The organism is Mesorhizobium sp. B2-6-1, from assembly GCF_006440475.1.
GTDB lineage: Bacteria > Pseudomonadota > Alphaproteobacteria > Rhizobiales > Rhizobiaceae > Mesorhizobium.
The window spans coordinates 20,052-45,947 of sequence record NZ_VFUH01000023.1; the positions used below are offsets into that span (position 1 = coordinate 20,052).

Sequence of the window (25,896 nt, forward strand, 5' to 3'; positions counted from 1 at the left end):
CTTCCCATGTTAGGTGGATGCAGGAGGGCCAAAGATCAAGAGTTAACATCGGCGGCTTTCCATTCCATCACGAAGGTCGCACGCCCCTCATGGCAAAACGGCGCCCCGAGGGCGCCGTTCCACAAAAATATGGGCTCAAGTGGCATGTCAGGCGCTGACATTGCCCTTCTTTTCCTTCTGTTCGGAATAGATGTAGAGCGGCCGGGCGCTGCCGGTCACCACTTCTTCCGAAATCACCACTTCGCGCACGCCTTCGAGCGCCGGCAGTTCGAACATGGTGTCGAGCAGGATCGCTTCCATGATGGAGCGCAGGCCACGCGCGCCGGTCTTGCGCTCGATGGCGCGCTTGGCGATCGCAGACAATGCGTTCTCGTGGAAGGTCAGGTCGACATTCTCCATCTCGAACAGCCGCTGGTATTGCTTGACCAGTGCGTTCTTCGGTTCGGTCAGGATCTGGATCAGCGCCGGCTCGTCGAGGTCTTCCAGCGTCGCCAGGACCGGCAGACGGCCGACAAACTCGGGAATGAGGCCGAACTTCAAGAGATCCTCTGGCTCCACAAGGCGGAAGACATCGCCGGTGCGGCGATCCTCGGGCGATGCCACGGTGGCGCCGAAGCCGATCGAGGTCTTGCGGCCACGATCCGATATGATTTTGTCCAACCCGGCGAAGGCGCCGCCGCAGATAAACAGGATGTTGGCGGTGTCGACCTGCAGGAACTCCTGTTGTGGATGTTTCCTGCCGCCCTGTGGCGGTACCGAGGCGACAGTGCCTTCCATGATCTTCAACAGCGCCTGCTGCACGCCCTCGCCCGACACGTCGCGGGTGATGGAGGGGTTATCGGACTTGCGCGAGATCTTGTCGATCTCGTCGATGTAGACGATGCCGCGCTGGGCGCGTTCGACATTGTAGTCGGCCGACTGCAACAGCTTCAGGATGATGTTCTCGACGTCCTCGCCGACATAGCCGGCCTCGGTCAGCGTCGTGGCATCGGCCATGGTGAAGGGCACGTCGATGATGCGGGCGAGCGTCTGCGCCAGCAGCGTCTTGCCGCAACCGGTCGGGCCGATCAACAGGATGTTGGACTTGGCCAGTTCGACATCGTTGTTCTTGCCGGCATGGGCGAGGCGCTTGTAGTGATTGTGGACGGCCACCGAGAGCACGCGCTTGGCGTAGGGCTGGCCGATAACGTAGTCGTCGAGAACCTTGAGGATCTCCTGCGGGGTCGGCACACCCTCGCGCGACTTCACCATCGAGGTCTTGTTCTCCTCGCGGATGATGTCCATGCACAGCTCGACGCATTCGTCGCAGATGAAGACCGTCGGGCCGGCGATCAGCTTGCGCACCTCATGCTGGCTTTTGCCGCAAAACGAGCAATAAAGCGTGTTCTTGGAATCGCCGCTGTTGTTGCCGACTTTGCTCATTTTCATGTCCTTTCATGGCCGCCCGCCGATGGTCTGGCTGAAAGGGCGCATACTCTATTTATCGCGGGAATCCGCCGCCGCCAGTATCCCGGCTCCCGCAACGTATTCCGTACGAAACACAAATCAGAAAACGTGGCAATGATTCGCAGCAACCCCACACAAAGCTAAGCCGTCGAAAATCAACATAGCCTTAACGTAGGCAATCCCGATCGTCGAGGGAACAGCCAATTGTGGCCGAAATGCCGCAAGACGCGCCAAAAGCGCGTGATGCCGCCATCCAACTGCCAATATGCCGTTATGCCAGCGCCCCTTCGGCCGCTTCGCGCGACGAAATGACCTTGTCGATCAGGCCGAAGTCCTTGGCCTCGTCCGCGGTCATGAAATGGTCACGGTCGAGCGTCTTTTCAATCTCGTCGTAGCTCTTGCCGGTGTGCTTGACGTACACCTCGTTGAGGCGGCGCTTCAGTTTGATGATGTCCTGGGCATGACGCTCGATGTCGGACGCCTGGCCCTGGAAGCCGCCGGACGGCTGGTGAACCATGATGCGGGCGTTGGGCGTGGCGAAGCGCATGTCCTTGTGGCCGGCGGTCAGGAGCAGCGAGCCCATGGAGGCCGCCTGGCCGATGCACAGCGTCGACACGGCCGGCTTGATGAATTGCATGGTGTCGTAGATGGCCATGCCCGAGGTGACGACGCCACCGGGCGAATTGATGTAGAGGTTGATTTCCTTCTTCGGATTCTCGGCTTCCAGGAACAGAAGCTGCGCGCAGACCAGCGTCGCCATGCCGTCCTCGACCGGACCGGTGATGAAAATGATGCGCTCTTTGAGGAGGCGCGAGAAAATGTCGTAGGCCCGCTCGCCGCGATTGGTCTGTTCGACCACCATCGGAACGAGGTTCATGTAGGTTTCGACGGGGTTCTTCATTCGTTATCTCTTGTCTCGCGGTGGGATTCCGGCGCCGGACATGCTGGCAACTCGGGCAGAATCGGTTCTGGATCGTTATTGTGTAAATAGGATGCCGGCTCATCCTTGTGCAAGGCCGACCCCTCCTAGCCATCTGGGTAAGTCGAATCAAGCTTTCCAGGCGAGATTCGCAACGGCGGGCGCTTCCGCCGGCTCGCGACGGCACCTGCGGCCTGACAGGTAGCAGTTTCTTAACCGCGTCACTTAACGAATGCGCCGAACCCGCTTTTCTCGCGGACCGCTTCCCCTACAATTCAACGTTGAACTTGTGTCCGCGGTTCAACAGGGGGAACGTCATGTCCAGGAAAACCGCATGCTTCGCCATGGCCGGGCTGACCATGCTCGGCTCGATTTCGCAGACGGCGGCCGGCGGCCGCGCCGTCGAATGCTATGAGCCGGTCCAAACGCCTGATGTCTATGACACGGTCTACGAGGACGTGATGATCAGTCCGCCCAGCCAGCAGGTCGATTATGAAGCGCCGATCTACGGCACGCGCGAGCGGGTGGTGATGACGGTTCCGGCACAGGTGACCTATGAGGTGGTGCCCGCAATCACCCGTACGGTCTACCACACAGTCAAGGTCGATGATGGCGGCTATTCCTGGGAATGGCGCGTCATCCACGGCCGCAAGGTGCTGTGCAAGGTCCGGCACAAGGCGCGCTATGAACGCGTCGCCGAAACGGTGGTGATCCGGCCGGAGCGCACAAGGCGCGTCGTCATTCCGGCGCAATATGACAGGATCGCCGAGGAGGTGCTGGTGCGACCGGAGCAAAGGCGCGTCATCGACATTGCCGGCGCCTACCAGACCGTCGCGCGGCGCGTGCTGGTGCGCGAAGGCTCATCCGGCTGGCGGCGCGTGCATATTCCCAGGCATTGCCAGGACTGAATTCAGGCGATTTCGGCTCGCAACCAACGTTTCAGGCCGGCAATATCGCCATCATCGACAGCCGCCGCCACACGCCGGCCGACCGCCGCCCCGAATTTATAGCCATGGCCCGAGCAGGCCGAGACGATCAGGCACTTGCCCGTCTCATGCGCCAGGAATTTCTCATCGTCCGTGAATGTGTAGGCGCAGGTGACCACTTCGGTCACCTCATACTCCTCGATGCGGGCGATCGGCGGTGAAAACAGGTTGCGGATCGCCTCGCCCTCGCCCGGCACCGGCTGCCGGTTCCAGTCGGCGTCGCTGGTCGGCACCCTGTGCAGGCCTGAACCGAATTTCATGCCGGCACCTCGGGTCAGCGGAATCATGTAGCCGTCGGTCTTGCCACCTACATCGAGGACCACGGGCGCAACTTCCCAGACGGCCTTGAGGTCCGCCGGCGGTTCGACATAGGCGAGCGCGGTTCGGTACGTCTTCAGTTCGCCGCCGAGTTCGGGGAACAATTTCAGCACCCAGGCGCCCGCAGCGACGACGATGCGGTCGGCCTGCATCGTCTCGCCGGACGCGAGCACGATATGCCCTGCCTCGGAGTCGACCGCCGTCACCTTGCTGTTCTCGTAGAGGTTGGCGCGGTTGGCGCGCAGCCACTTGGCCAGGCCGGACGCGATCTTGCGGCAATGCAGCGCGCCGCCTTCCGGCGAAAAATAGGCGTAGCGGAACGAGCCCGGCTCCAGGAAAGGCCAGCGTTCGACCGCGGCATCAGGTTCCAGCAGGTCGAACGGATAGTTTCCCTCCTCCAGCCCTTCCCGGTATTCCTCGGCTTCGTCGCCCGGCTCGCGCGAGACGCAGAGGAAGCCCCTGGAATCGAGATGGTTCTCCCCGAGGTCGGCCCACATCTCGTCCCAGGCTTCATAGGCCTCGCCGATCAGCCGGCCGTAGCCGGTCCCGGCCCGGTAGGCACGGCGAATGATGCGGTGATGGTCGCCGGATGCCGCCAGCGGATTGGGGATCGGCCCCTGCTCGACGATGGAAACGCTCTGGCCGGCCTTGACCAGCGCCCATGCGGTGGAGAGACCGGCGATGCCCGCGCCGACAACGATCACATTCATCAAATCAGACTTTCCGCAGCCGTTGCGGCTGGCTCAACGCATTGGATTGCGGGCGCCAACATACGGTCTGGAACCAGGCTGGCAAGCCGCGCTATTGGTCTGGCATGACCAAATCGACGCCATCCTACCTCGCCTTTGATCCAGCGACCCGTCATCTGAGGCTTGACCCGCACGAGTGGGCTTTCTTCCAGGATCCGTACGTGGCCTATTCGTTCCTGCACGATGCATCGAACGTCTTTTTCTGGGAAGAATTCGGGTTCTGGTGCTTTGGCGGCTTCGACGATGTCAACAAGCTGTTGCGCGACCGCCGCTTCGGCCGCCATAACCCGGCGGGCATTCCCGACAGTCGTGGCATCGACCGGGATAGAACACATCTCAAGGCATTCGACGGCATCGAAGCCAATTCCATGCTGGAACTGGAGCCGCCGGTGCACACGCGGCTTCGAACACTGGTCAACCGCGCCTTCGTCTCGCGCCAGGTCGAGCGGCTGCGGCCGCGTGTGGAGGCACTCGCCAACGAACTGATCGATCGTTTCGAGCCGGGCAAGCAAGTCGACCTGCTGCCCGCCTTCGCTTCTCCCCTGCCCATCACCATCATCGCCGAGATGCTCGGCGTGCCGGTCGAAATGGGACCGCAACTGCTCGACTGGTCACATCGAATGGTCGCCATGTACGTGCATGGCCGCACTCGCGAGATCGAGGAGACGGCCAATCGCGCGGCGCAGGATTTCGCCGATTTCCTGCGCGGCACCATCGCCGAACGGCGCAAAAATCCCGGCGACGACCTGCTGTCGCTGCTGATCTCGGCGCAGGAGGGCGGCCAAAAATTGTCGGAAGACGAAATGGTGTCCTCGGCGATCCTGCTGCTCAATGCCGGCCACGAAGCGACCGTGCACCAGACCGGCAATGCGGTGCGCTCGATCTTGGCGCAAGGCGGCGACCCGCGCCGTTTCTTCACCTCAGCCGAGGCAACAGCGGCCGCTGTCGAGGAATGCCTGCGCTTCGACGCGCCGCTGCACATGTTCACCCGCTACGCCTACCAGGAGATCGAAATCGCACCCGGGATCGTCGTGCAGCCCGGCCAGACGATTGGCCTGCTCCTCGGCATGGCCAACCATGACCCGCATGCCTTTGCCGAGCCGCGGGCCTTCCGGCCGGGTCGTGTCGACCAGAAGAACGTGTCGTTCGGCGCCGGCATCCATTTCTGCATCGGCGCGCCCCTGGCCAGGCTCGAATTGCAGGTGTCGCTGAAAACCTTGTTCGAGCGGCACCCAAAGCTCCGTCTTGCCCAAAGCCCAAGCTTCCGTGACACGTATCATTTCCATGGGCTGGAAGCGCTCACCGTCGGCTTCTGAAGGAGCGCAGGCCTGAGCTGTGAGCTGCGCGCAGCTCACAGCCTGATCACATAATCCTTGCGGGTGGTTTCAAGCACTTCCCAGCTTCCCTTGAAGCCAGGTCGCAGCACGAAGCTGTCGCCGGCCCTGACGGTGCGCGCTTCGCCACCCTCCTCTTCGATCACCGAAACGCCGGAAAGGATGTGACAGAATTCCCATTCGTCGTAGACGATGCGCCACTTGCCCGGAGTCGATTCCCAGATACCGGCATAAAGACCGCCTTCGCGCTCCTCGACGTTCCAAGTGCGGAATTTCGGATCGCCCGAGATCAGGCGATCGGGCGCCGGCGCGCCTTCTTCGGCGTCGACAGAATCCGTCGATATCGTCAGGTAATGCTCGGACAGGATTTGCCTCCATGAAGAACCGGCCTCGGGCCGGCTCGCCTTACCCCGGCGTTTTGCGCCGACCCTCCCACGAGGGGGAGGATAGATCAAACTTTGGCGAGTGCCTGTTCGAGATCGGCGACGATGTCGGTGACGTCCTCGATGCCGATGGACAGCCGCACCGTGTCCGGTCCCGCACCCGCCTTGACCTTCTGCTCGTCGGACAGCTGTCGGTGCGTGGTCGACGCCGGATGGATGACCAACGACTTGGTGTCGCCGACATTGGCCAAGTGCGAGAACAACTCCAACGCTTCGACGAATTTGACGCCGGCCTCGTAACCGCCCTTGAGGCCGAAGGTGAAGACCGCGCCGGCGCCTTGCGGCGAGTATTTCTTTTGCAGGGCGTTGTTCTTGTCGCTGGGAAGGCCGGGATAGTTGACCCAGGCCACCTTGGGATGGTTGGACAGCCAGCCCGCGACGGTGATCGCATTGTCGCAATGGCGCTGCATGCGCAGCGGCAAGGTTTCGAGGCCTGTCAGAATGAGAAAGGCGTTGAACGGCGAAATCGCCGGGCCGAGATCTCGCAGACCAAGCACGCGCGCGGCGATGGCGAAGGCGAAATTGCCGAAGGTTTCGTGCAGTACCAGGCCGCCATATTCGGGGCGCGGTTCCGACAACATCGGGTACTTCCCTGATTTCGACCAGTCGAACGTGCCGCCATCAACGATGGCGCCGCCGATCGAGTTGCCGTGACCGCCAATGAACTTTGTCAGCGAATGGACGACAATGTCGGCGCCGTGCTCGATCGGCCGGATCAGGTAGGGCGAGGCCAGGGTGTTGTCGACGATCAGCGGCAGGCCATGCTTGCGCGCGATGTCGCCGATCTTCTCGATATCGACGAAGGTGCCGCCGGGATTGGCCAGGCTCTCGATGAAGATCGCCTTGGTCTTGTCATCGATCTGGCTCTCGAAGGTTGACGGATCGTTCGCTTCGGCCCAGCGCACCTCCCAGCCAAAGTTCTTGAAGGCATGGCCGAACTGGTTGATCGAACCGCCATAGAGCTTGTTAGCGGCAACGAAATTGTCGCCCGGCTGCAACAGATTGTGGAACACGATTACCTGGGCGGCGTGGCCGGACGCCACCGCAAGGGCGGCCGTGCCGCCCTCGAGCGCCGCTATGCGTTCTTCGAGCACCGCCTGCGTCGGGTTCATGATGCGGGTGTAGATGTTGCCGAAGGCCTTCAGCCCGAACAGCGAGGCAGCATGATCGGCGTCGTCGAAAACAAAGGAGGTCGTCTGGTAGATCGGCGTGGCGCGTGCGCCGGTGGCCGGATCGGGCTTGGCGCCGGCATGGACGGCGAGCGTGTTGAAACCGGGCGTGCGGGTCACTGAAACCTCCCTCGAAAAAACTTCTGAAATTCGCCGGCCATTCTTGGCCAAGCTCAACCACGAATGCAAAGAAGAAAATACCCTTCGGCGTGTCATCTTCGACCAGGCAGCAGGAAAATACGGCTCCTGCCGGAATAATTTTGCGCCTTCCCGTTGTCTATTTTTGCCGCACGCCGAAACTCTGGAATCCCGACCGCATCAGCGGCTTCTTCGACGACAGCACACCGGAATTGACCCCGGTCCAGCCGATCTCGCCGGACAGCTTGCCATATTCGATCTTGGGGCAGCGGTTCATCACCACCTTAACGCCGGCGGCTTCGGCGCGTGCGGCGGCTTCGTCGTGGCGCACGCCGAGTTGCATCCAGATCACTTTCGGCAGGGGATCGAGCTTCAGTACCTGGTCGACAACGCCGGCCACCGCCGCCGAGGCGCGAAAGATGTCGACCATGTCGATGGGCTGGGCAATCTCGGCAAGGCTGCCATAGACCGTACGGCCGAGTATCTCCTTGCCAGCATGGCCCGGATTGATGGGGAACACCTCAAACCCCTTGGCCAGCAGGTATTTCAACACGAAATAGCTTGGACGAACGTCGTTGGCGGACGCGCCGACCATGGCGATGGTCTTCACCGAATTGAGGATGCCGGCGATGTAGGCGTTGTCATAGCTATCGTGATTCATGGCTCGTCCTCATACAACGCCTCGGCGAGAAAGCCATCAGGATCACTGCTGAAATCGCGCATCATGCGGAAGTGGTCCGTATCACGAAAATCGGTCGAATCTAGCCCGAACCGGCTGATGCGGAACAGCCGCGCGCCTGGACAGGCCATCAGCAGCGGCGAATGCGTCGCCATGATCACTTGCGCAGTGCCCGACCGATCCATGCGCCGCAGCATCTTGAGAAGTTCGATCTGGCGCGATGGAGACAGCGCACTTTCGGGCTCGTCGAGGATGTAGATGCCTTGCCTGCGGCAACGTTCCTCGAAGAAGCGGATGAACCCTTCGCCATGCGACCAGGACAGAAAGTCGGGCGGAGGTGGCTTGAACGGATCTTCCAGGGCCACCTGGTCAAGATAGCGAGCCACCGAGTAGAAGGATTCGGCGCGAAAGAACCAGCCGGCGGTGACTTTTGGCAACCAATGGCCACGGAAGGTATCTGCCAGCGCGGCACCACTCCTGTCGATGGCGCCGGAATGGTCGACAGGCCGGTAGCCCTTGCCGCCTCCGGCTTCGTCGTAACCGGCGAGCGCGCCGATCGCCTCGAGCAATGTCGATTTGCCGGTGCCGTTCTCACCGACGATGATGGTAATTGGTGTGGTGAATTCGAGTTCGAAGGCGTGACCGCGAAACAGCGGCAGGTTCCACGGGTATTTTTCCCAATCGGTCACCCGCTCGGAATCGAGCAGAATGCGCTTGAGATAGGGCGCCTTGAGCCGCGTCAACTGCCTGCGGTGAGCCATCAATCGGGCAGCGAGATCGTACCGTCTTCCGCGATCGGAAAGGCCGGGTTGTGCGCCACTTCCCAGACATGTCCGTCGGCATCGGCGAAATAGCCGTACCAGCCGCCCCAGAAGGCACGGCCTGCCGGCTTGACGATGCGGCCGCCGGCCTCTTCAGCCATCGCAAGCACCGCGTCGACTTCGGCATCGGAGCGGGTGTTGTAGGCGAGATAGACGGCGGAAGGCGCCTTGGCGAAGGTGATGCCGGAATCCTCCTCGGCGCTGACGCGCGGGAACAGGCCGAGTATAACACCACCCATCTGGAAGAAGGCGACGCCATCGGTGATGCCGGCATGACGCTTCAGGCCCATCGTCTCGTAGAAGCGCACCGCACGATCGAGATCGTCGGTGGCGATGGTGATGATGGAGATGCGCGGCTCCATGACTTTCGTCCCTATTCGTCGATCCATTCCGGCTTGCGTTTGCCGATGAAGGCGCCGATGCCCTCCTGGGCGTCACGCGCCAGCATGTTCTCGACCATGACCCGGCCGGTATAGGCATAGGCATCCGCCAGCCCCATCTCGGCCTGCGCATAAAACGCTTCCTTGCCGGTCTTCAGCACCGAAGGTGATTTTGAAGCAATGGTTTGCGCGTATTTGTTGACAATCTGATTCAGGTACTCGCGCGGCACTATGCGGTTGACCAAGCCGAACTCCTTGGCGGTCGCGGCATCGATGGTTTCGCCAGTCAGGAGCATTTCCATGGCGTGCTTGCGCGAGACGTTGCGGGACAACGCCACCATCGGCGTCGAGCAGAACAGGCCGATGTTGACGCCCGGCGTGCAGAAGGTCGCCTCATGCGAGGCGATGGCGAGGTCGCAACTGGCGACAAGCTGCAGGCCGGCGGCGGTGGCAAGGCCATCGACTTCGGCGATCACCGGCTTGGGATGGCGCACGATCGCCTGCATCAGCGTAGCGCAGGCGGCAAACGTCTCTTCGAAGAAGGCCTTGCCGCGATCGGCGTCGGCGCGGCGCGCTGTCATCTCCTTGAGATCGTGGCCGGCGCAGAATACCTTTCCGGCCGCCGACAGCACTATGACGCGAACGGCCTTGTCGGCCCTGGCACGGTCCAGTTCCTCCGTCAGCGCCGCCATCACCGCCAGGGAAAGCGCGTTCGCGGGGGGATTGGCAAGCGTCAGGCGCAGCACGCCCTCGTCGCGGCTAGCCGCAACCGGCCCTTCAACTGCGACAGGCTTGATGGCAAGGATTTCGGCCATGGCTAAGGTCTCCGCGATTCCATTCCGCTGGCAGCGTATCTAATATCGGCTGGGGTTTCATCAACACCGTATCGCTTGCGCCAGTAGGATGAAGGTGTTGCCAGAAACGCGCCGCTTCGCCCATACAGGCTTGGCGCAGAATGAGGACCGAGATGCCCGCCCAGACCAAGCTCGAGCCGGTGCTGACAGCAGCCCAGGTCAATGCGCTGATGGAGACCGTGTTTCCGCAGCTTAACGAAAAGGGCCCGGCCTTTGAGGCAACCGACGTGTTTCCCGGCGGCTGCACCGTGCGGCTTAATGCCGGCGAACGGCATTTGCGTCCCGGCGGTACGGTGTCCGGCCCCGCCTTGTTCACGCTGGCCGACATTGGCGGCTATGTCTGCGTGCTCAGCCATGCCGGGCCCGATGCGCTCTCGGTCACCACCAATCTCAACATCAATTTCGTCCGCAAGGCCGAGGCAGGACCGATCGATGGCCATTGCCGCATCCTGAAGCTCGGAAAGAACCTGATGGTCTTCGACATCGACATCGTCGCCGGCCCGGAGGGGCAGACAGTGGCGCACGCCACCGGAACCTATTCGATCCCGCCGAAACGCTGACACGGAGAAGGCCGATCCGGCATCCTGGCCGGAACTCCCGATCGACACGTCCGTTTTGCGGCATGCCCGATCTGACCACATACCTTGCCTTTCTCGGCGCCGTGCTTGCCTACCAGCTTTCCGGCGTCGGGCCCGATATGATGCTTGTGATCAGTCGCGGCGTCGGACAGGGCTGGCGCCACGCGCTGGCGGCCGCGACAGGCTGCGTATCGGCCGGCGTCGTACAAATTCCATTACTTGCGATGGGACTTGCCACGCTGATCACATCCTCGCCGCCTCTTTACAGCTTTCTCCAAATCGTCGGCGCCATCTATCTGATCGCCATCGGGGTCAAATTCCTGTTGGCGCGCCGGCAGGATGAAAGTCGTACCTCTGCCTTTGCCAACACCGGTGGCACTGCTGCCGCTTTCCGGCAGGGCATGATCTGCAATCTCACCAATCCGACGACGCTTGCCTTCATGTTAGCGATGCTGCCGCAATTCGTTCACCCTTGGGCCGGTCCAGCGGCGTTGCAGTTCGTCATTCTCGGCACGACCATGAAGATGATGGGAATGGTTGTCCTCGGCGCCATCGCGCTGACCTCCGGCGCGGTCGGCGGCTGGCTGTCGCGCCGAAGCAGCTTCGTCGTGTGGCAGGGAAGGCTAGCCGGAGCCATTATGGTCGGCGTTGGCATCAGACTCCTGCTTGCAGTGACGAGTGGCCGGCGGTGAGCGAAATACCAGCCGTTTTGGCGGTAGGCCGTGTTGTAAAATAATACCACATAGTTTAGCCATTGAAATTTAACGGTTTTTCGTTTTCGTTGACTCCCAATGATGCTTGACGAGGGCTACCCTTCTCCCCTATAAGCCCTCACGAAGCAGCGGCCCGCAAAGGCCGCCGTTTTGTTATTGGCGGCGGGCAAGCGCTTTTCGCCAATCCAAGCAACAAGAAACGCCTTCCTTATCGTTTGTGGATTGGGGAAGGTCCGAACCGAAAGCAGAAAACATGACAACCTTTTCGCAGAAGCCTGCGGATGTGGTGAAAAAGTGGATCCTGATCGACGCCGAAGGTCTCGTCGTCGGCCGGCTCGCCACCGTTATCGCCAATCATCTTCGCGGCAAGCACAAGCCGACCTTCACCCCGCATGTCGACGACGGCGACAATGTCATCGTCATCAATGCCGACAAGGTGGTGTTCACCGGCAAGAAGTTCACCGACAAGGTCTATTACTGGCACACCGGGCACCCCGGCGGCATCAAGGAGCGCACCGCGCGCCAACTGCTTGAAGGCCGTTTCCCCGAGCGTGTCGTCGAGAAGGCCGTCGAGCGCATGGTGCCGCGTGGCCCGCTCGGCCGTCGCCAGATGAAGAACCTGCGCGTCTATGCAGGTGCCGCGCATCCGCATGTCGCCCAGCAGCCAGAAGTGCTCGACGTGGCCAAGCTGAATTCCAAGAACAAGAAGGTCGCATAAGATGGCTGAGCTTTCCTCGCTCGCAGAACTGGGCGCCGCTACCGGCAACACCAATACGCAGGCCGCGGCACCCGTCCATGTCCAGAAGCTCGACAAGTCGGGCCGCGCCTATGCCACCGGCAAGCGCAAGAACGCCATCGCGCGTGTTTGGGTGAAGCCAGGTTCGGGCAAGATCGTCGTCAACGACAAGGAATTCGCGACCTATTTCGCGCGTCCGGTCCTGCAGATGATCCTCAACCAGCCGATCATCGCCGCCAACCGCTCGGGCCAGTACGACATCGTCGCCACCGTCATCGGCGGCGGCCTTTCGGGCCAGGCCGGCGCTGTGCGTCACGGCATCTCCAAGGCGCTGACCTATTATGAGCCGGCGCTGCGTGCCGTGCTCAAAAAGGGCGGCTTCCTGACCCGCGACAGCCGCGTCGTCGAGCGCAAGAAGTACGGCAAGGCGAAGGCCCGTCGTTCGTTCCAGTTCTCGAAGCGCTAGGCGCAGGCAGCTTCACAATCGAAAGGCCGCCTCCGGGCGGCCTTTTTGCGTTGCGCATCACTATTGAGCGGAATGGTCGGCGTCGCGGATGAACAGGAACGCGCAAAGTGCCGAGCCGGCCACCGCGAGCGCCGAGGCCAGGAATGCCAGTTGCATGCCATCGATCGTGCCCAGCGCCAAGGCGGACCCGAACAGCGCCACCCCGATCGCGCCACCCGACTGGCGCACGGTGTTGAGTACGCCCGATGCCGTTCCCGACATCTCCGCCGGAACGGAAGACAAGAGCGCGGTGGTCATGGCCGGTACGGCAAGGCCGATGCCGACCGGCAGGAACAGCAGGCGCCACAGCAGCGACAGGTAGGATGTTTCGGCCTGGATCAGCGCCATCAGTCCGAAACCGGCTGCTCCGACGAACAGGCCAACCGCCATGGGCAATCGTGGGCCATGGTTTGCGGCAATGCGCCCGGCGGCAATGTTCGACAGGGTGACCGCCGCCATGAACGGCAGGAAGGCGAGCCCTGTCATCTCGGGAGAAAAATGCCTTTCCTGCTGGAAATACAGGCTGAGCATGAAGATCGTGCCATAGAGCGTCAGGTTGACGGCCAGTCCGACAAGGCTCGTCACAGCCGGCACGCGGCTGGCAAAGAGACCGAGCGGAAACATCGGCGCCCTCGTCCGGCTCTCGACCAGCAGGAACAGGCTTGCGGCCACCGCCGCCAATACCAGTCCGCCGATGACCGGCATCGAGGTCCAGCCCGATGAACCGGTTTCGATAAAGGCGCCGGTCAGCGAAAACAGCGCCAGCACGACAAGTCCCTGCCCCACCCAGTCGATCGGCGGCCGCTCGGCCTTGAGCGGCGTTTCCTGCAGAAACCGATAAGCCATCCAGATGGCGAGAGCGCCAATGGGCAGGTTGACCAGAAAGATGCTGGCCCAGCCAAGCGACGCGACCATGAAGCCGCCGAGCACCGGCCCTGCCGACAGCGCGATGCCGCCCGCCGCCGTCCACAGCCCAACGGCGCGTGCCCGGCGCGCCTTGTCGGACGCGTAGGCGCGATTGAGGAGTGCCAGCGAACACGGCATCAGCAAGGCGGCACCCGCGCCTTGTGCAGCGCGCGCCGCAATCAGCAACCAGGCACTCTGAGCCAGGCCGCAAGCCAGCGAAGCAATGCTGAACAGCGCCATGCCGCCAACGAAAACGCGGCGAGCGCCGACCCTGTCGCCGAGGGCGCCGCCGGCGAGCAGCAGCGAGGCGAAGGCAAGCGTGTAGGCGTCGACGACCCATTGCAGGCCGCCGACCCCCATCGACAGCCCAGTACCGATCCTGTTCAGCGCGATGTTGACGATGGAGACATCAAGCTGCACGACGACGAAGCCGAGGCTGGTCGCAGCAACGGTGGCGGCATAGGCGGCAGGGCGCTTGAGAACGATGGTATCGGGCATGCCCATGGATAACGGGTTTCCCCTGACACCGTTGCGTCAGCAGGCGCCGGCCTGCGACAACAAGGCCGGAACTTCAGCCGCGGCAAATCAATTGATGCTGGCGGTCGCGGCAGGTTCGACGCGTTCGCCCGTCTCCGCATAGGGCACGCGAAACCCATTTGCCGCCAGCCAGCCTATCGCCGCCTTTGGCTCATCGGTCTGGATGATGGTGGCGCCGCGATCGGCCCAGAAGCCCCAGGCTTCACGCGGCAGGCTGGCCTGAACCGCCAGTTCATCGCCCCGGCCGCCGGCAAGGAAGCCGCCCGGCTTGTTGACGATGGCGTAGGTGTCGGCCCAGATGTGCCAGTCGCCCCTCACCGCGGCCGCGCGCATGCGCGTGCTGAACAGCGGCCCGCCAGTCTCGGTCAACGTCTCCGCGCCGGCGCGCCAGTTGATCAGCTCGATCGCGCGCGGCGCAAAAGCATGGTCGACCGTCGCGGCGAAACCGGCGTCATGCACTGCGTCGTCGGCGATGATCGGCATGAACTGGAAGCCGCCGCCGACCGCTTCCATGGCAGCCTTCACCGTAGCGATCCTGGTCTGGTTCCACAGGTTTTCCTTGACGATGACCTGGTCGGCCATGCCGAGATCTCGCGCCACCGCGACCATACCCGACAGGTCCCCAACCTCGAGCTTGTTGTCGAGATTGATGAGGATCTGGTCCCGGGTCGCCAGCAGCATCTCGCGCAGCGTCGAGACTGTCTCGTCGGTTACGGCGCCCGTGCCTTCGATCACCAGCCGGCAACTCTTCAGTTCGGCCAGCGTGTACTTAACCACCTCACCCTTGCAGGTCGTGGTGCGATCAAGCCAGCTGTCATGCATGACTACAAACTCGCCGTCCTTCGAGCGCCGGATGTCGACCTCGACGATCTCGGCGCCGATCGCGATCGAGCCTTCGACGGCGGCGAGCGAATTTTCCGCATAGAGCATCTTGCCGGCCTGCATGCTGCCGGCGCGATGCGCGACCACCATGACGTGGTCGCGCCACTGATTGGCATGTTCGAAGCGGTCGAGGATCTGCCTCGCACGGGTTTCGCCCGCCATTGACTGGCTGGCGGAAGCCGCCAGCGTGACGGAAAACAGAAGGCTCGGCCAGAAGGTCCGCATCGAGAATCGCTCCATTCCGGATCGAACCGGGAATAGGCGATGCCCGTGACGTCTAGGTGAACGAAGCCGGCTAGCGGTTGCCAGCGATATGTCGCCTCAGATGCGTTTCGACAGTCGGCGGAACCAGGCCATCGCAGGCATCTCGACGAAACGCCAGGTAATCCAGGAGACACCTATCGTGGCAAGGAGCATGACGAGGATCGCAACGTCCCCCGCCCAGCCGGCGCCGAAGCCGGTCGCCGGCTCTCCGCGCAAGACGATGTCGCCGACAAGACCGAGGCCGAGCTTGCGCTCGACCAGGCCGGCGACATTGATCATGCGCGCCTGGACGAAGATGTGGACCATGTAGATCGAGTAGGACAGCGCGCCGAGCGTCAGAATGAGTGGGGTTCTCAGAAAGACACTGATCCAGCCCCCCTCATGAGCAAAGAGAAACAATGCCAGTGCAAACACCAGCGGTGCTGCTATCCCGGCATCATTGTCGCCCGCCAGTGCGACGAAAAGCACAATGACAGCCGCCATGACGATTTCGGCAAGGGTCCAGCTCAGCAACGGGCCGGTCCGGGCAAGCGCCTGTCGCGCGCCTGCAATGGAATCATGCTGGAACCAGGCAAGCAAGGCGCCGAGCGAGAAGCCGTACAGGCAGCGTATGAAGCCGAAATCGAAGGACACATCCATATGGTGGGTCGAGAAGCCAAGCAGAAACAGCGGCGCGGTGATGGCGGCGGCGACGAACCACACCCAGGCGCGTGCCCCGGCGGTGAAGACCACTCCCGCGAACAACAGGTAGGCGAAGAACTCCGCCGAAATGCTCCAGCTTGGCGCATTCCAAGTCAATTGGTCCTCGAAGCCGACCCCCTGGAGCAGCAGCAGGTTGGCAAGCAGGCTCTGGAGGCTGAAGCCGCCGGTGAAGGGAGCGGCACCGGCGCCATGCACCTGCGGCAGCATCAGCCGCAGCAGCTCGAAGCCGGCAAAGGCGGCGAGCATGAGAAGGTGCAGCGGATAGATGCGGCCGAAGCGCACCAGCGCAAAGCGTGCGACCTCCCGCGGCTGGTTCAGCCGCCAGCCATAGGAGCTGGCGATGACGAAACCGGAGAGAACGAAGAAGAAGTCGACAAACAGATAGGACGAACCGACAAAGGCGCTTTGCGAGATCGTCGAAGCGGTCGGGAAGTGGAACAGCGCAACCAGCAGGGCGCAGATGCCGCGCCACGAATCGAGAACCAGGAACCGCTCACCCGCCACCGTGCCGGACTGGATCGACGCCGCGCCATGGGGAGAATCAAGAAACGCGGTCTGTGTCATGATGATACAATCCTGTCTCGCGGCGGCACCGCGGCCGCGCCGTTTCGTTTCCCCAAGCTGTGACTGGCATGTTGCGTGCCGGTTCTGTAGTTGTTGCACCCCGATAAAAACCAAGGATCCGTAATGGCGAACAAGAACATCGACCATGCCTTCACAGCCCGCTCAAAGACGGGCGCTTCGCTGGAGCCGACCTATGCCGGCGCGCTGTCGTTCATGCGACGCAAATACACGAAGGATGTGAAGGGCGCGGACGCTGTGGTTTGGGGCATCCCTTTCGATGCCGCCGTCACCAATCGGCCCGGCGCGCGTTTCGGGCCGCAGGCGATCCGCCGCGCCTCGGCAATCCTCGACAACGATCCGCAATATCCCTTTTCGCGCGATCTGTTCGAGCACCTCGCGGTGGTCGACTATGGCGATTGTCTGCTTGATACCGGCAACCACCAGAAGACGCCGGGGACGATCGAACGCGAGGCGACCAAGATCCTGAAGACAGGTGCTTTCCTGCTGTCGCTGGGCGGCGACCATTTCGTCACCTGGCCCCTGCTCAAGGCACATGCCGCAATCCATGGCCCGCTCGCTCTGGTGCAGTTCGATGCGCACCAGGATACCTGGGAGGATGACGGCAAACGCATCGACCACGGATCCTTCGTAGGCCGCGCGGTCAAGGAAGGCATTATCGATCCCGACCGCTCGATCCAGATCGGCATCCGCACCCACGCGCCCGACACGTTCGGCATCAAGATCCTCTACGGTCATGAGATCGAGGAGATGCGTGCATCCGACATCGCCTACGCCATCGTCGACAGGACGGGCGGCAAGAAGACCTATCTCACCTTTGATATCGACTGCCTTGATCCTGCCTATGCACCCGGCACTGGCACGCCGGTCGCCGGCGGGCCGTCCTCTGCAAAGATCCTGTCGACGCTGCGCCAGCTCAATCAGATCGATATTGTCGGGGCCGATGTCGTGGAGGTTGCGCCGGCCTACGATCACGCCGATATAACGGCGATTGCCGGCTCGATGATCGCCATGCAGTATCTTGGCCTGCTGGCCGAGCGGAAAGCACGGCTCGAAGAGCTGAACAACGGCAGCCACAACGGCGCCGCGGTGAATCAAGGCAACGGCATATAGTTTTTCGATATCAGGGAATTTGATCAGCCAATGAAACCGAGAATCTTCATCGACGGCGAGCACGGCACCACCGGCCTCCAGATCCGGGCGCTGCTTGCCGAGCGCGGCGACCTGGAGATCATTTCAATTCCCGCCGAGCGCCGCAAGGAAACGGCGGCGCGAGCCGAATTCCTCAATGCCGCCGACGTTGCGATCCTGTGTCTCCCGGACGATGCGGCGAAGGAAAGCGTGTCGCTGATCTCCAACGAGACCACCAGAGTCATCGATGCTTCGACCGCGCATCGCGTCGCGCAAGGCTGGGAATATGGCTTTGCCGAGATGGACAAGGAGCAGGCGAAGAAGATCGGGGCGGCAAAACGCGTCGCCAATCCCGGCTGCTGGCCGCAAGGACCGATCGCGATGCTGCGGCCGCTGGTCGCCGCCGGCCTTCTGCCCGCGGATTTCCCGGTCACCGTCAACGGCATCTCCGGTTATTCGGGCGGCGGCCGCCCGATGATCGAGGACTATGTCGCCAAGGGCGAGGACGCCTCTGAATTTCTACCCTACGGGCTCACCCTCCAGCACAAGCACGTGCCGGAGCTCAGGGCCTATGCGAAACTGTCGCACGATCCGATCATGCAGCCAGCGGTGGGCAATTTCGCGCAAGGCATGATCACGGTGGTGCCGCTGCAGCTCGGTGGCCTCGACCATGTGCCGACCGGTGCGGAACTCCATGCAGCCATCGCCGACCATTTCGCCGCCATCAAGGGCGGCGTGGTCGAAGTGGCGCCCTATGCGCATCTGGAGCGCATTCCGGAGATCGATCCGGAAATCTACAATGGCACCAACCGCATGAAGCTCTACGTCTTTGCCAATGACAAGCGCGCGCAGGCCCTGCTGCTCGCCGTTTACGACAATCTCGGCAAAGGGGCATCGGGGGCTGCCGTACAGAACATGGACCTGATGCTCGGCCTCTGATGGCGGCACCGGCATTTCCGGACCGTTGGAAGATCAGCGCGCCCGAGCTCATCGCCGAGACCTTTTCGAGCCGCATCTGGAAGGTGCGGCGCGAGGACGGCTCGCCGGCGATCGTCAAGGCGCTGAAGCCATTCGATGACGTCGCAGACGAGTTGCGCGGCGAGCATTTCCTTGCCTGGCGGCGCGGCGAAGGCGCCGTGCGGCTGCTGGGCCGCGACGGGCATTCCATGTTGCTCGAATATGCCGGGGAGACCATGCTGTCGCATGTTCTTGCCGAGCAGGGAGATTTGGCCGCCACGGAAATCGCGGCGGAGGTGATGGCAAAGCTGTTTTCGCCATCGGATCACCCCGCTCCGCCCGACCTGCAGCCGCTTCGGGAACGATTTTCCAGCCTGTTCAAGAAAGCGGAGGCCGACCGTGTCGTTGGCCGGAACAGCCTTTATGTCGAAGCGGCGGAAATCGCCGACCGGCTGCTGGGTGGTCCGCATGATATCAGGCCGCTGCATGGCGACCTCCATCACGACAACATCATGCACGGAGCACGCGGCTGGCTGGCGATAGATCCGAAGGGCGTTCTCGGCGACCCGGGATTCGATGCCGCGAACATGTTCTACAATCCTCTTGATCGCGACGACCTTTGTCTCGATCCCCCACGGATTGCCGGGATGGCTGAAGTTTTTGCGCGAACGCTGAGCCAGACGCCGGCGGCAATACTGGATCACGCCATCGCCTATGGCTGCCTGTCGGCTTCCTGGCACCATGAGGACGACAACGCGATCGAGGAGAACCGCGAACTGTCGGTCGCAGCAGCGATCCGAACGGTACGGCTCGGCTTCTGATCCGTGCCGCCTTGCGTCAGGCGGAATTCGACGGCGACAAGACGATGGCGCAGTCGAACGTTCTGGATGTGACCGGAGAGACTCAGCGTCCGAGGGCGATCTCGTGGGGCAAGGGATATGCGCCCTTGGTGCCGCGCCAATGCGCGGCGGCGAACCCCAGCACGATCAACGCGAATCCCTGGTGGGTCAGCGCCATGTGCAGCGGCACATGCATCAACAGCGTGCCGATGCCGACGGAGGCCTGCACCAGCACCAGGGCAAACAACAGCGTCGCGCGACGAGCATGCGTTGAACCGGGCAGACGGCGACGCGTGGCGATCATGTGCCACAGGGCGACGACGAACACCGTGTAGGCGCCGATCCGGTGCACGAACTGCACCGTCTTGGGGCTTTCGAAGAAATTGCGCCATGCCGGCTCCAGGATCAGCAGATCGCCGGGAATGATCTTGCCGTCCATCAGCGGCCAGGTGTTGTAGCTCAGGCCAGCGTGGAGCCCGGCGACCAGACCGCCGAGATAGATCTGGATCAGCGCCAGAAGCACTATGAAACCAGCCAGTTTCTGGGTCGAACGATCGGCCGCAGGTTCCGAATGCGGCGCCAAGCCGCGCGCGACGACCATGGTCGCCGTGAAGATCAGCGCGGCAAGCGTCAAATGGGTGGCGAGCCGGTACTGGCTGACCGAGACGCGGTCGACCAGACCGGAGGCAACCATCCACCAGCCGATGGCGCCCTGCAGACCGCCGAGAAGCAGGATGCCGACCAGCTTCGGCCCCAGTCCGCGCTCGATGCGGCGCGCCGCCCAGAAGAACAGCAGCGGCAAGGCAAAAACCAGACCGACGCTGCGCGCCAGGAGACGATGCGCCCACTCCCACCAGAAGATCGACTTGAATGCCTCGATGCTCATGCCCTTGTTGAGCTCGGCATATTGCGGGATCTGCTGATAGCGCTGGAATTCCTCTTGCCATTCGGCGTCGTTGAGCGGCGGGATGACGCCGTGGATCGGCTGCCACTCGGTGATCGACAGGCCGGACTCGGTGAGCCTTGTGGCGCCGCCGACCAGCACCAGCGCGAACAGCACCAGAAGCACGACGTAGAGCCAGCCGCGCACCAGCGCGCGGTTGTGCAGATCGCGGTCACGCGCCTCGTAAGGCGCGGCAGTAATGGCGGCCATGGATTTATCCCGGCAGGTTGAAGTCGCGGATTGGTGGACCATCGCATTCCCGCATGCAAGACCGGGCGGCGCGGCACGCCGTCGCGCCGCGTCTGTCGGGTTGCACAGCTTCGCGTCAAGGCCTATGGCGAAGCCGACACATTGAGCTGGGCCGCACTTTACCCCGGCTCCAGGAGGCCAACCATGCCCGTGCGCCTGAAAAAGCTGATCGGAATGTTCCTGCTGGTGGCGCTTGTGATCATCTATGCGCTGGTCGCATCGATCTTCGCGGTCGCCCGGCTGTCCGAGGCGGGCCCGTGGACGCATTTCCTGTTCTTCCTGCTAAGCGGCCTGCTCTGGGTGCTGCCGGCCATGGGCATCATCAAATGGCTGATGCTGGAGCCTCGGCCCAAGCGCTGAACCGTTGCCGGCCCGCCTCAGACGGTGACCACCATCTTTCCGGCGTTGGCGAGCGGCGTCGTCACGCCAGACAGCATGGTGCGGATGTGGGCGAGATTCTGGTAGCGGCCGTTCACCGAGATGCGTGGCAATGCGTGCAGGAAGCCGGCGTGTGCGGCGCGCAGCACGCCATGGCGTGTGGTCACGGCCGAAGTGTAGCCGGCATCGCGGACAAAGCCCACTTCGCGGCAGCCGACGGCGCTGGCATAGCCGTAGGGATAGGCGAAATGGCGCGGCTCCTCGCCCAGCTCGGCTCGCAGGATGGACTTCACCCCGACGATTTCGTGCCGCGCGTCGGCTTCTGAAAGCCGCTTCAGATTGCTGTGGTTGATCGTATGAGCACCGATCGTTACCAGCGGATGCGCTGCGATCGCGCGGATCTCCGACCAGGTCATCAGCGTGTCGACGCGCGGCCGGCCGGCGTCGACGCCTTTCGCATGCGCCAGTTCGCGCAGCACGGCGCGCAGGTCCTCCTCGCGAACCTCGGTGGTGAGATAGGTGTGCAGCCGTGCGATGGCTTGGAGCTTTTTGGCCGGGCTGGTGCAGTCGATCGTCGTTTGCCCGTCGGACGTCGTCAGGGTCAGGCGATCGCCCGCGTTGACGAGATCCTCGACCACGTCCCACCACAGATCCGCAGTGCCGTTGATCAGCCCCGGAGCCACATAGATGGTGATCGGCGCGCCGTGCTTTTCCAGCACCGGCAAGGCTTCGGTCATGTTGTCGCGATAGGCGTCGTCGGCGGTGATGGCGGCGAACTGGCCGCCCTTGCGGCGCGCCGCGATACGCTCCACCGCCTCGTCCATCGAGACGAAGGCGTAGCCATCCGCCTTCAGGCCGGCGATCATGGCGTCGAGGAAGCCGGGCGCAATGTTGAGATGACGGTTGACGCTGTCGGGCTTTTCGGGCTTTGCCGTAACGCGGTGCAGCATGAGGATGGCGCCAATACCGCCGACCAGCGGTTTGGCCAGCGGTGCGAGGCCGGTATAGCGGGCGACGTTGAGCGCCAGCTTTCGGATTGCCTCCCCGCCGTCGATCATTCCTTCACCTTTTGCGCCTAGGCTGAACCAAGCACGGATACGCCTGAGCGCCCCCAAATCGGCAGCAATACGCCCTAAGGATTGAGGTATGGTTGACGCGGCCGCGTCATTTGACGGCAATCGCCTGGCGGCAATCGAAGCCCCGCCCAGTGTGCCGCCGATAGAGCCGGCTGGGCTGTCGGTTTCCACCGCTTCCGCCGATGGGCTCGCGGCCTATGCCGCGTTCTGCCGCTCCGCCGTGTTCGCGCCGGCGCAGAGTGCGGTTTGGGTCCGCAACTGGGCCGCGCAGGTCGAGCCGGACCCGGTCGTGGCGATGCTGAATTGCGAAGGCAGACCGGTTTTCGCACTGGCGCTGGAGGTCGTCGGCCGTGGGCCGTTCCGCGTTGCGCGCTTCATGGGCGGCCGCCACGCCAATGGCAATTTCGTCGCCGCCGACCCGCAATGGCTTGCCAGGGCGGACAGTGCGGCTATTCGTTCGACCCTGGCGGCCATAGCCGAGGCTCGCCCCGACATCGATCTCGTCGCCTTCGAACGCCTGCTGCCCGACCTCGATGGCGTAGCCAACCCACTCGCCTCGTTCGATTATTTCGACAGCCCGAACCTGTCGCTCGCCGTCGACCTGGTCGGCGGTTTCGATGCACTGCTCTCTCGCGCAAACGGAAAGCGCAAACGCAAGAAGCACCGCTCGCAGACGCGCAAGTTCGAGGCCATCGGCAGCCATCGGCGCATCGAGGCGCGGACCGTGGACGAGGTCGGCCGGCTGCTCGACGGCTTTTTCGAGATGAAGGAATCCCGCTTCCGCAGGATGGGCATCGCCAACGTCTTCGGCGACAATCAAGTGCGCGCGTTCTTCCGTGCTCTGTTCACCGAGGCGCTTGCCGAGGATAAGCCCTCCTTCGTGCTGCACGGGCTCGAGGTCGCCGGCAAGCTTCGCGCCGTGACCGGATCGAGCCGCTCGGGCAAACGGCTGATCTGCGAGTTCGGCGCGATCGCCGAGGATGACCTCGCCCACACCAGCCCCGGCGACTTCCTGTTCTTCGACAATATCCAGGAAGCCTGCGAGGCGGGTTTCGACGTCTATGATTTCTCGGTCGGCGACGAGCCGTACAAGCGTTTATGGTGCGATATCGAAACGCAGCACTTCGAGGTGCTGGTTCCGCTGACGTCGAAAGGCCGCGCACTGGCGCTGGGGCTGCGGCAAAGCGCCAGGCTGAAAGCCGTCGTCAAGAACAGTCCGACGATCTGGAAGCTGACCAAGCTGCTGCGTCGCAAGGCCGCTGGCCAGGCGCCGGCGCCCGCCGAGGACGGTAGCTAACCCGCCCACCTTCCAACGTGATGACCACAAGCGCCGCTCATCGGACTCAAGCCGCCGAGCGCCTTCCCGGCACCGGGGTGCCCGGCGGTTCGTGGCCGAGCGGGGTCACCAGCGTCAACTCCGGATAGCCATTCTCGATAAGCTTGACGGCGGCCTGCGTCACCTCATCATCCGGCTCCAGCATGGAGAGGAACACCTCGGTCGCATCCCCACCCAGACGGCTGATGCCTTGGGCGTCGGCGGGACCGCATTCGACCACCACCAGGTCATAGGCGGTGGTCAGCGATTGCATGATGATCGGCAGCCGGTCGGCGGCGCGCATGGCGCGAACCGGATCGGCGGTGCCGACAGGAATGACATGGCAGTCGGAATAGAGGTCGGGGTGGATGACTTCGCTGAACTGCGCCTGCGACGCGAGCAGATTGGTGATGCCCGGGAACAGTCCGCTGTCGAGCATCGGTCGCGAGGCGGCGCCGGAAGCCGTGAGGTCGAGCAGCAGCACGCGCAGGCCGGCGTCGGAGACCTCACGCGCTACCAGGATCGCGGACGCGGCCGCCTCGTCACCTTCGGGCGACACGAAGATGGCGCGCGCGGCGCCGCTTGCGATCAGCTTTTCCGCCGCTTTTTCAACGTCGATCTCGCCCAGCACCGAACGCGGCCTGGTTTTGGCGACCGGGACGGCCTCGGCAACAGGGACGGTTTCGGCGACCGGTGCGCCGGCGGCGGGTTCGACCTCTATGACAGATTCCGCCGGCGAGGGCAGATCCGGTTCCACCATCATCTCCGGTTCCACCGCTTTCTCAGCGTGGTGCTCAGGCCCGGACTCTGGAATGATCGTCGTTTCCCTGGCCGCGACCGGCATCGCCACCTCGTCGATCGGCTCGAAGCGAGCGCCGCTGGCCGGGCGCATGGCGCGGCCGGAAAAGAGTTCGCGCAGCAGCGTGAACACCGACATGAGCAAAAGCGAGGCGGCAAAAGCAGCACCGACGATCGGCCCGATCTTGGGGAAGTAGGCCTCGGAAGGCACTACGGCCTTCGAGATGACACGCGCGTCGACCGGCACGTAATTGCGATCCTGGCGCGAAGCCGCCTCGCGGTAGTTGGTCAGGTAAAGTTCGAGCTGCTGGCGCTTGGCGGCAGCGTCACGCTGCAGCGCATCGAGACCGACCTGCTGTTCGCCTGCCTCCGCGGAAGCCGCCTTCAGCGTGTTGACGTCGGCGACGAGCTGGCTCTCACGTGACTTGGCGGCATCGGCCTGCATGGCCAGCCCCTTCATCACCTTCTGAGCTTCGCTGCGGATCTGCGCGTCGAGATCGGCCAGCTGTGATTTTGCCGCGCGAATGCGCGGATGATTGTCGAGCAGCGTCGTCGACAGGTCGGCGATGTTGGCGCGCAGTTCGACCTGCCGTTCGCGCAAGCGCTGGATCAGATCGGATGACAGCACCTCGGGCAGCGAATCCAGCGAGCCGCCATTCTGCAGCGCCTTGCGCACGCTGTCGGCGGTGCCCTCGGCGGCGGCGCGGTTGGCCCGCACCCGCGACAATTCGGTCGACAGTTCGGCCAGTTGTTGGGTGGCGAGCACAGAATTGTTGCCGCCCACCAGAAGGTCCGACTGGGCGCGATAGGCGGCGACCTTGGCCTCGGCATCCCTGACCTGCTTCTGCAGATCGGCGATCTCGGGAGCCAGGAAGTCCGCCGCGGCGGTGTTGGATTCGAGCTTGGCCGCGCCCTGCCCGGCAATGTAGGCGGCGGCAATGGCATCGGGGATAGCAGCCGCGAGCTTGGGATCTTCCGAGGAGAACTCGATGGCGATGATACGCGTCTTTTCGACGCCATAGACGTTGAGCTTCTCGCGCATCTTCTTCAGGACGCGCTCATCGACCGGGATATCCAGGGGATCGTTCTTCAACCCCACCAGGATCAGCAGGCGGCTGAGAGGCGACATATCGACAGTTTCATCGAATTCGTGCAATCGCGACAGATCAAGCTTCTGCGCCACCCGCTTCAGGATTTCGTTGGACGAAATGATCTGGACCTGGGTGGCGACGCCTTGCTCATCGAGGATCGGCTTGTCGCTGTCATTACTGCCGGCGGGGCGCGTGTAGACGGATTCACGCGTATCGATCTGAACCTGCGTCTGGGCCTTGTAGTGCTTGGTTGCCAGCGAAGCGAGCGCAAACGCCAACCCGGTGACCACCAGGGAGACGACCAATATTCGCAGCCAGTTCCTCGCCAGGCTGGCGAAGAGCTGCCCAAGATCGACGTCAACGTCTGCGGCCGTGGACTGAACGGACATGCATCCTACTCCGATACGGATCGCGTGCACCGTAAACAACTATGGTAACTCAGCCGTTAAGATCACAGCAAGCTTCCGCTAGGACTTAC

The 25,896-nt window shown here is 62.9% G+C and carries 26 protein-coding genes; 11 read left to right on the forward strand and 15 right to left on the reverse strand.

Annotated features, from left to right (window positions below; genetic code table 11):
- Window positions 1-147: 147 nt before the first annotated feature.
- Both clpX and clpP read right to left on the reverse strand, forming a co-directional pair.
- A complete protein-coding gene (gene clpX, locus FJ443_RS29530; protein WP_140493939.1) occupies window positions 148-1,422 on the reverse strand; it encodes an ATP-dependent Clp protease ATP-binding subunit ClpX in 1,275 nt (424 codons plus the stop codon).
- Between the two features lie 295 nt (window positions 1,423-1,717).
- The gene (gene clpP / locus FJ443_RS29535; RefSeq protein ID WP_027028064.1) at window positions 1,718-2,347 is read right to left on the reverse strand and encodes an ATP-dependent Clp endopeptidase proteolytic subunit ClpP; all 630 of its coding nucleotides are present in this window, start codon (window positions 2,345-2,347) and stop codon (window positions 1,718-1,720) included.
- Between the two features lie 335 nt (window positions 2,348-2,682).
- Here clpP and FJ443_RS29540 point away from each other — a divergent pair, with 335 nt between their 5' ends.
- Window positions 2,683-3,273 carry a hypothetical protein gene (locus tag FJ443_RS29540; RefSeq protein WP_140666783.1) on the forward strand — a complete coding sequence of 197 codons (591 nt, stop codon included), beginning with the start codon at window positions 2,683-2,685 and terminating at the stop codon, window positions 3,271-3,273.
- 2 nt (window positions 3,274-3,275) lie between these two features.
- On the opposite strand, the gene FJ443_RS29545 is transcribed toward FJ443_RS29540, so the two are convergent.
- The gene (locus FJ443_RS29545) at window positions 3,276-4,379 is read right to left on the reverse strand and encodes an FAD-dependent oxidoreductase (RefSeq protein ID WP_140666785.1); all 1,104 of its coding nucleotides are present in this window, start codon (window positions 4,377-4,379) and stop codon (window positions 3,276-3,278) included.
- A 104-nt stretch (window positions 4,380-4,483) separates the two neighbouring features.
- Here FJ443_RS29545 and FJ443_RS29550 point away from each other — a divergent pair, with 104 nt between their 5' ends.
- Entirely contained in the window at window positions 4,484-5,734 is a 1,251-nt protein-coding gene (locus tag FJ443_RS29550) for a cytochrome P450 (RefSeq protein WP_140666787.1), read from the forward strand.
- Between the two features lie 35 nt (window positions 5,735-5,769).
- Here the strand turns inward: FJ443_RS29550 and FJ443_RS29555 are convergent, their stop codons facing one another.
- The 6 genes from FJ443_RS29555 to FJ443_RS29580 all read right to left on the reverse strand — a co-directional run bounded on the left by FJ443_RS29555 (window position 5,770) and on the right by FJ443_RS29580 (window position 10,197).
- On the reverse strand, window positions 5,770-6,120 hold the full coding sequence (locus tag FJ443_RS29555; RefSeq protein WP_181175164.1) for a cupin domain-containing protein: 351 nt from the start codon (window positions 6,118-6,120) through the stop codon (window positions 5,770-5,772).
- A gap of 83 nt (window positions 6,121-6,203) precedes the next feature.
- The gene (locus FJ443_RS29560) at window positions 6,204-7,484 is read right to left on the reverse strand and encodes an O-acetylhomoserine aminocarboxypropyltransferase (RefSeq protein WP_140493947.1); all 1,281 of its coding nucleotides are present in this window, start codon (window positions 7,482-7,484) and stop codon (window positions 6,204-6,206) included.
- Window positions 7,485-7,641: 157 nt separating this feature from the next.
- Window positions 7,642-8,163: a CoA-binding protein gene (locus FJ443_RS29565; RefSeq protein WP_140521835.1), complete on the reverse strand. Its 522-nt coding sequence runs from the start codon at window positions 8,161-8,163 to the stop codon at window positions 7,642-7,644.
- Window positions 8,160-8,942, reverse strand: coding sequence for an AAA family ATPase (locus FJ443_RS29570; RefSeq protein WP_140521833.1), 783 nt, complete (start codon window positions 8,940-8,942; stop codon window positions 8,160-8,162). Before FJ443_RS29570 ends, FJ443_RS29565 begins: the two co-directional genes overlap by 4 nt.
- Window positions 8,942-9,364, reverse strand: a complete 423-nt coding sequence (locus tag FJ443_RS29575) for a VOC family protein (RefSeq protein ID WP_140521831.1) — start codon at window positions 9,362-9,364, stop codon at window positions 8,942-8,944. The genes FJ443_RS29570 and FJ443_RS29575 overlap by 1 nt, the downstream gene beginning before the upstream one ends.
- An 11-nt stretch (window positions 9,365-9,375) precedes the next feature.
- Window positions 9,376-10,197, reverse strand: a complete 822-nt coding sequence (locus FJ443_RS29580; RefSeq protein WP_140666789.1) for an enoyl-CoA hydratase — start codon at window positions 10,195-10,197, stop codon at window positions 9,376-9,378.
- A 152-nt stretch (window positions 10,198-10,349) separates the two neighbouring features.
- Between FJ443_RS29580 and FJ443_RS29585 the strand changes: the two genes are divergently transcribed.
- The 4 genes from FJ443_RS29585 (at window position 10,350) to rpsI (ending at window position 12,729) form a co-directional block, all read left to right on the forward strand.
- Window positions 10,350-10,796, forward strand: coding sequence for a PaaI family thioesterase (locus FJ443_RS29585; protein ID WP_140583446.1), 447 nt, complete (start codon window positions 10,350-10,352; stop codon window positions 10,794-10,796).
- 62 nt (window positions 10,797-10,858) lie between these two features.
- Window positions 10,859-11,506, forward strand: coding sequence for a LysE family translocator (locus FJ443_RS29590; protein ID WP_140666791.1), 648 nt, complete (start codon window positions 10,859-10,861; stop codon window positions 11,504-11,506).
- Between the two features lie 274 nt (window positions 11,507-11,780).
- Window positions 11,781-12,245, forward strand: coding sequence for a 50S ribosomal protein L13 (gene rplM / locus FJ443_RS29595; RefSeq protein WP_140666793.1), 465 nt, complete (start codon window positions 11,781-11,783; stop codon window positions 12,243-12,245).
- A gap of 1 nt (window position 12,246) precedes the next feature.
- On the forward strand, window positions 12,247-12,729 hold the full coding sequence (gene rpsI / locus FJ443_RS29600; RefSeq protein WP_140493960.1) for a 30S ribosomal protein S9: 483 nt from the start codon (window positions 12,247-12,249) through the stop codon (window positions 12,727-12,729).
- A gap of 60 nt (window positions 12,730-12,789) precedes the next feature.
- On the opposite strand, the gene FJ443_RS29605 is transcribed toward rpsI, so the two are convergent.
- From FJ443_RS29605 to FJ443_RS29615, 3 genes are all read right to left on the reverse strand, one after another.
- Window positions 12,790-14,178 (reverse strand): MFS transporter, encoded by a 1,389-nt coding sequence (locus FJ443_RS29605; RefSeq protein WP_224619368.1) that lies wholly within the window; start codon window positions 14,176-14,178, stop codon window positions 12,790-12,792.
- 81 nt (window positions 14,179-14,259) lie between these two features.
- Complete coding sequence (locus FJ443_RS29610; RefSeq protein WP_140666795.1) at window positions 14,260-15,318, reverse strand: glycerophosphodiester phosphodiesterase family protein; 1,059 nt, start codon at window positions 15,316-15,318, stop codon at window positions 14,260-14,262.
- Between the two features lie 96 nt (window positions 15,319-15,414).
- Window positions 15,415-16,623, reverse strand: coding sequence for an acyltransferase (locus tag FJ443_RS29615; protein ID WP_140666797.1), 1,209 nt, complete (start codon window positions 16,621-16,623; stop codon window positions 15,415-15,417).
- A gap of 123 nt (window positions 16,624-16,746) precedes the next feature.
- On the opposite strand from FJ443_RS29615, the gene speB reads away from it, so the two are divergent.
- From speB to FJ443_RS29630, 3 genes are read left to right on the forward strand one after another with little or no spacing between them, the layout of a single operon-like run.
- Window positions 16,747-17,754: an agmatinase gene (gene speB / locus FJ443_RS29620; protein WP_140515736.1), complete on the forward strand. Its 1,008-nt coding sequence runs from the start codon at window positions 16,747-16,749 to the stop codon at window positions 17,752-17,754.
- A gap of 30 nt (window positions 17,755-17,784) precedes the next feature.
- Window positions 17,785-18,711 carry an N-acetyl-gamma-glutamyl-phosphate reductase gene (gene argC, locus FJ443_RS29625; RefSeq protein WP_140515734.1) on the forward strand — a complete coding sequence of 309 codons (927 nt, stop codon included), beginning with the start codon at window positions 17,785-17,787 and terminating at the stop codon, window positions 18,709-18,711.
- Complete coding sequence (locus FJ443_RS29630) at window positions 18,708-19,550, forward strand: aminoglycoside phosphotransferase family protein (protein ID WP_210239458.1); 843 nt, start codon at window positions 18,708-18,710, stop codon at window positions 19,548-19,550. The genes argC and FJ443_RS29630 overlap by 4 nt, the downstream gene beginning before the upstream one ends.
- An 82-nt stretch (window positions 19,551-19,632) precedes the next feature.
- On the opposite strand, the gene FJ443_RS29635 is transcribed toward FJ443_RS29630, so the two are convergent.
- Window positions 19,633-20,721 (reverse strand): COX15/CtaA family protein, encoded by a 1,089-nt coding sequence (locus tag FJ443_RS29635; RefSeq protein WP_140515730.1) that lies wholly within the window; start codon window positions 20,719-20,721, stop codon window positions 19,633-19,635.
- A gap of 183 nt (window positions 20,722-20,904) precedes the next feature.
- Between FJ443_RS29635 and FJ443_RS29640 the strand changes: the two genes are divergently transcribed.
- Window positions 20,905-21,120: a DUF2842 domain-containing protein gene (locus FJ443_RS29640; protein WP_140522178.1), complete on the forward strand. Its 216-nt coding sequence runs from the start codon at window positions 20,905-20,907 to the stop codon at window positions 21,118-21,120.
- Between the two features lie 17 nt (window positions 21,121-21,137).
- Here FJ443_RS29640 and FJ443_RS29645 read toward each other — a convergent pair whose 3' ends face one another.
- Window positions 21,138-22,196: a polysaccharide deacetylase family protein gene (locus tag FJ443_RS29645; RefSeq protein WP_140493976.1), complete on the reverse strand. Its 1,059-nt coding sequence runs from the start codon at window positions 22,194-22,196 to the stop codon at window positions 21,138-21,140.
- An 88-nt stretch (window positions 22,197-22,284) separates the two neighbouring features.
- On the opposite strand from FJ443_RS29645, the gene FJ443_RS29650 reads away from it, so the two are divergent.
- A complete protein-coding gene (locus FJ443_RS29650) occupies window positions 22,285-23,511 on the forward strand; it encodes a GNAT family N-acetyltransferase (RefSeq protein ID WP_140666799.1) in 1,227 nt (408 codons plus the stop codon).
- A gap of 46 nt (window positions 23,512-23,557) precedes the next feature.
- Here the strand turns inward: FJ443_RS29650 and FJ443_RS29655 are convergent, their stop codons facing one another.
- Window positions 23,558-25,807, reverse strand: coding sequence for an exopolysaccharide transport family protein (locus FJ443_RS29655; protein ID WP_140666801.1), 2,250 nt, complete (start codon window positions 25,805-25,807; stop codon window positions 23,558-23,560).
- Window positions 25,808-25,896 lie beyond the last annotated feature (89 nt).

Coding starts and splice junctions, on each gene's coding strand:
- clpX (WP_140493939.1), bottom strand. CDS start 1,422: ATGAGCAAAGTCGGCAACAACAGCGGCGATTCCAAGAACACGCTTTAT.
- clpP (WP_027028064.1), bottom strand. CDS start 2,347: ATGAAGAACCCCGTCGAAACCTACATGAACCTCGTTCCGATGGTGGTC.
- FJ443_RS29540 (WP_140666783.1), top strand. CDS start 2,683: ATGTCCAGGAAAACCGCATGCTTCGCCATGGCCGGGCTGACCATGCTC.
- FJ443_RS29545 (WP_140666785.1), bottom strand. CDS start 4,379: ATGAATGTGATCGTTGTCGGCGCGGGCATCGCCGGTCTCTCCACCGCA.
- FJ443_RS29550 (WP_140666787.1), top strand. CDS start 4,484: ATGACCAAATCGACGCCATCCTACCTCGCCTTTGATCCAGCGACCCGT.
- FJ443_RS29565 (WP_140521835.1), bottom strand. CDS start 8,163: ATGAATCACGATAGCTATGACAACGCCTACATCGCCGGCATCCTCAAT.
- FJ443_RS29570 (WP_140521833.1), bottom strand. CDS start 8,942: ATGGCTCACCGCAGGCAGTTGACGCGGCTCAAGGCGCCCTATCTCAAG.
- FJ443_RS29575 (WP_140521831.1), bottom strand. CDS start 9,364: ATGGAGCCGCGCATCTCCATCATCACCATCGCCACCGACGATCTCGAT.
- FJ443_RS29580 (WP_140666789.1), bottom strand. CDS start 10,197: ATGGCCGAAATCCTTGCCATCAAGCCTGTCGCAGTTGAAGGGCCGGTT.
- FJ443_RS29585 (WP_140583446.1), top strand. CDS start 10,350: ATGCCCGCCCAGACCAAGCTCGAGCCGGTGCTGACAGCAGCCCAGGTC.
- FJ443_RS29590 (WP_140666791.1), top strand. CDS start 10,859: ATGCCCGATCTGACCACATACCTTGCCTTTCTCGGCGCCGTGCTTGCC.
- rplM (WP_140666793.1), top strand. CDS start 11,781: ATGACAACCTTTTCGCAGAAGCCTGCGGATGTGGTGAAAAAGTGGATC.
- rpsI (WP_140493960.1), top strand. CDS start 12,247: ATGGCTGAGCTTTCCTCGCTCGCAGAACTGGGCGCCGCTACCGGCAAC.
- FJ443_RS29605 (WP_224619368.1), bottom strand. CDS start 14,178: ATGGGCATGCCCGATACCATCGTTCTCAAGCGCCCTGCCGCCTATGCC.
- FJ443_RS29610 (WP_140666795.1), bottom strand. CDS start 15,318: ATGCGGACCTTCTGGCCGAGCCTTCTGTTTTCCGTCACGCTGGCGGCT.
- FJ443_RS29615 (WP_140666797.1), bottom strand. CDS start 16,623: ATGACACAGACCGCGTTTCTTGATTCTCCCCATGGCGCGGCGTCGATC.
- speB (WP_140515736.1), top strand. CDS start 16,747: ATGGCGAACAAGAACATCGACCATGCCTTCACAGCCCGCTCAAAGACG.
- argC (WP_140515734.1), top strand. CDS start 17,785: ATGAAACCGAGAATCTTCATCGACGGCGAGCACGGCACCACCGGCCTC.
- FJ443_RS29635 (WP_140515730.1), bottom strand. CDS start 20,721: ATGGCCGCCATTACTGCCGCGCCTTACGAGGCGCGTGACCGCGATCTG.
- FJ443_RS29640 (WP_140522178.1), top strand. CDS start 20,905: ATGCCCGTGCGCCTGAAAAAGCTGATCGGAATGTTCCTGCTGGTGGCG.
- FJ443_RS29645 (WP_140493976.1), bottom strand. CDS start 22,196: ATGATCGACGGCGGGGAGGCAATCCGAAAGCTGGCGCTCAACGTCGCC.
- FJ443_RS29650 (WP_140666799.1), top strand. CDS start 22,285: ATGGTTGACGCGGCCGCGTCATTTGACGGCAATCGCCTGGCGGCAATC.
- FJ443_RS29655 (WP_140666801.1), bottom strand. CDS start 25,807: ATGTCCGTTCAGTCCACGGCCGCAGACGTTGACGTCGATCTTGGGCAG.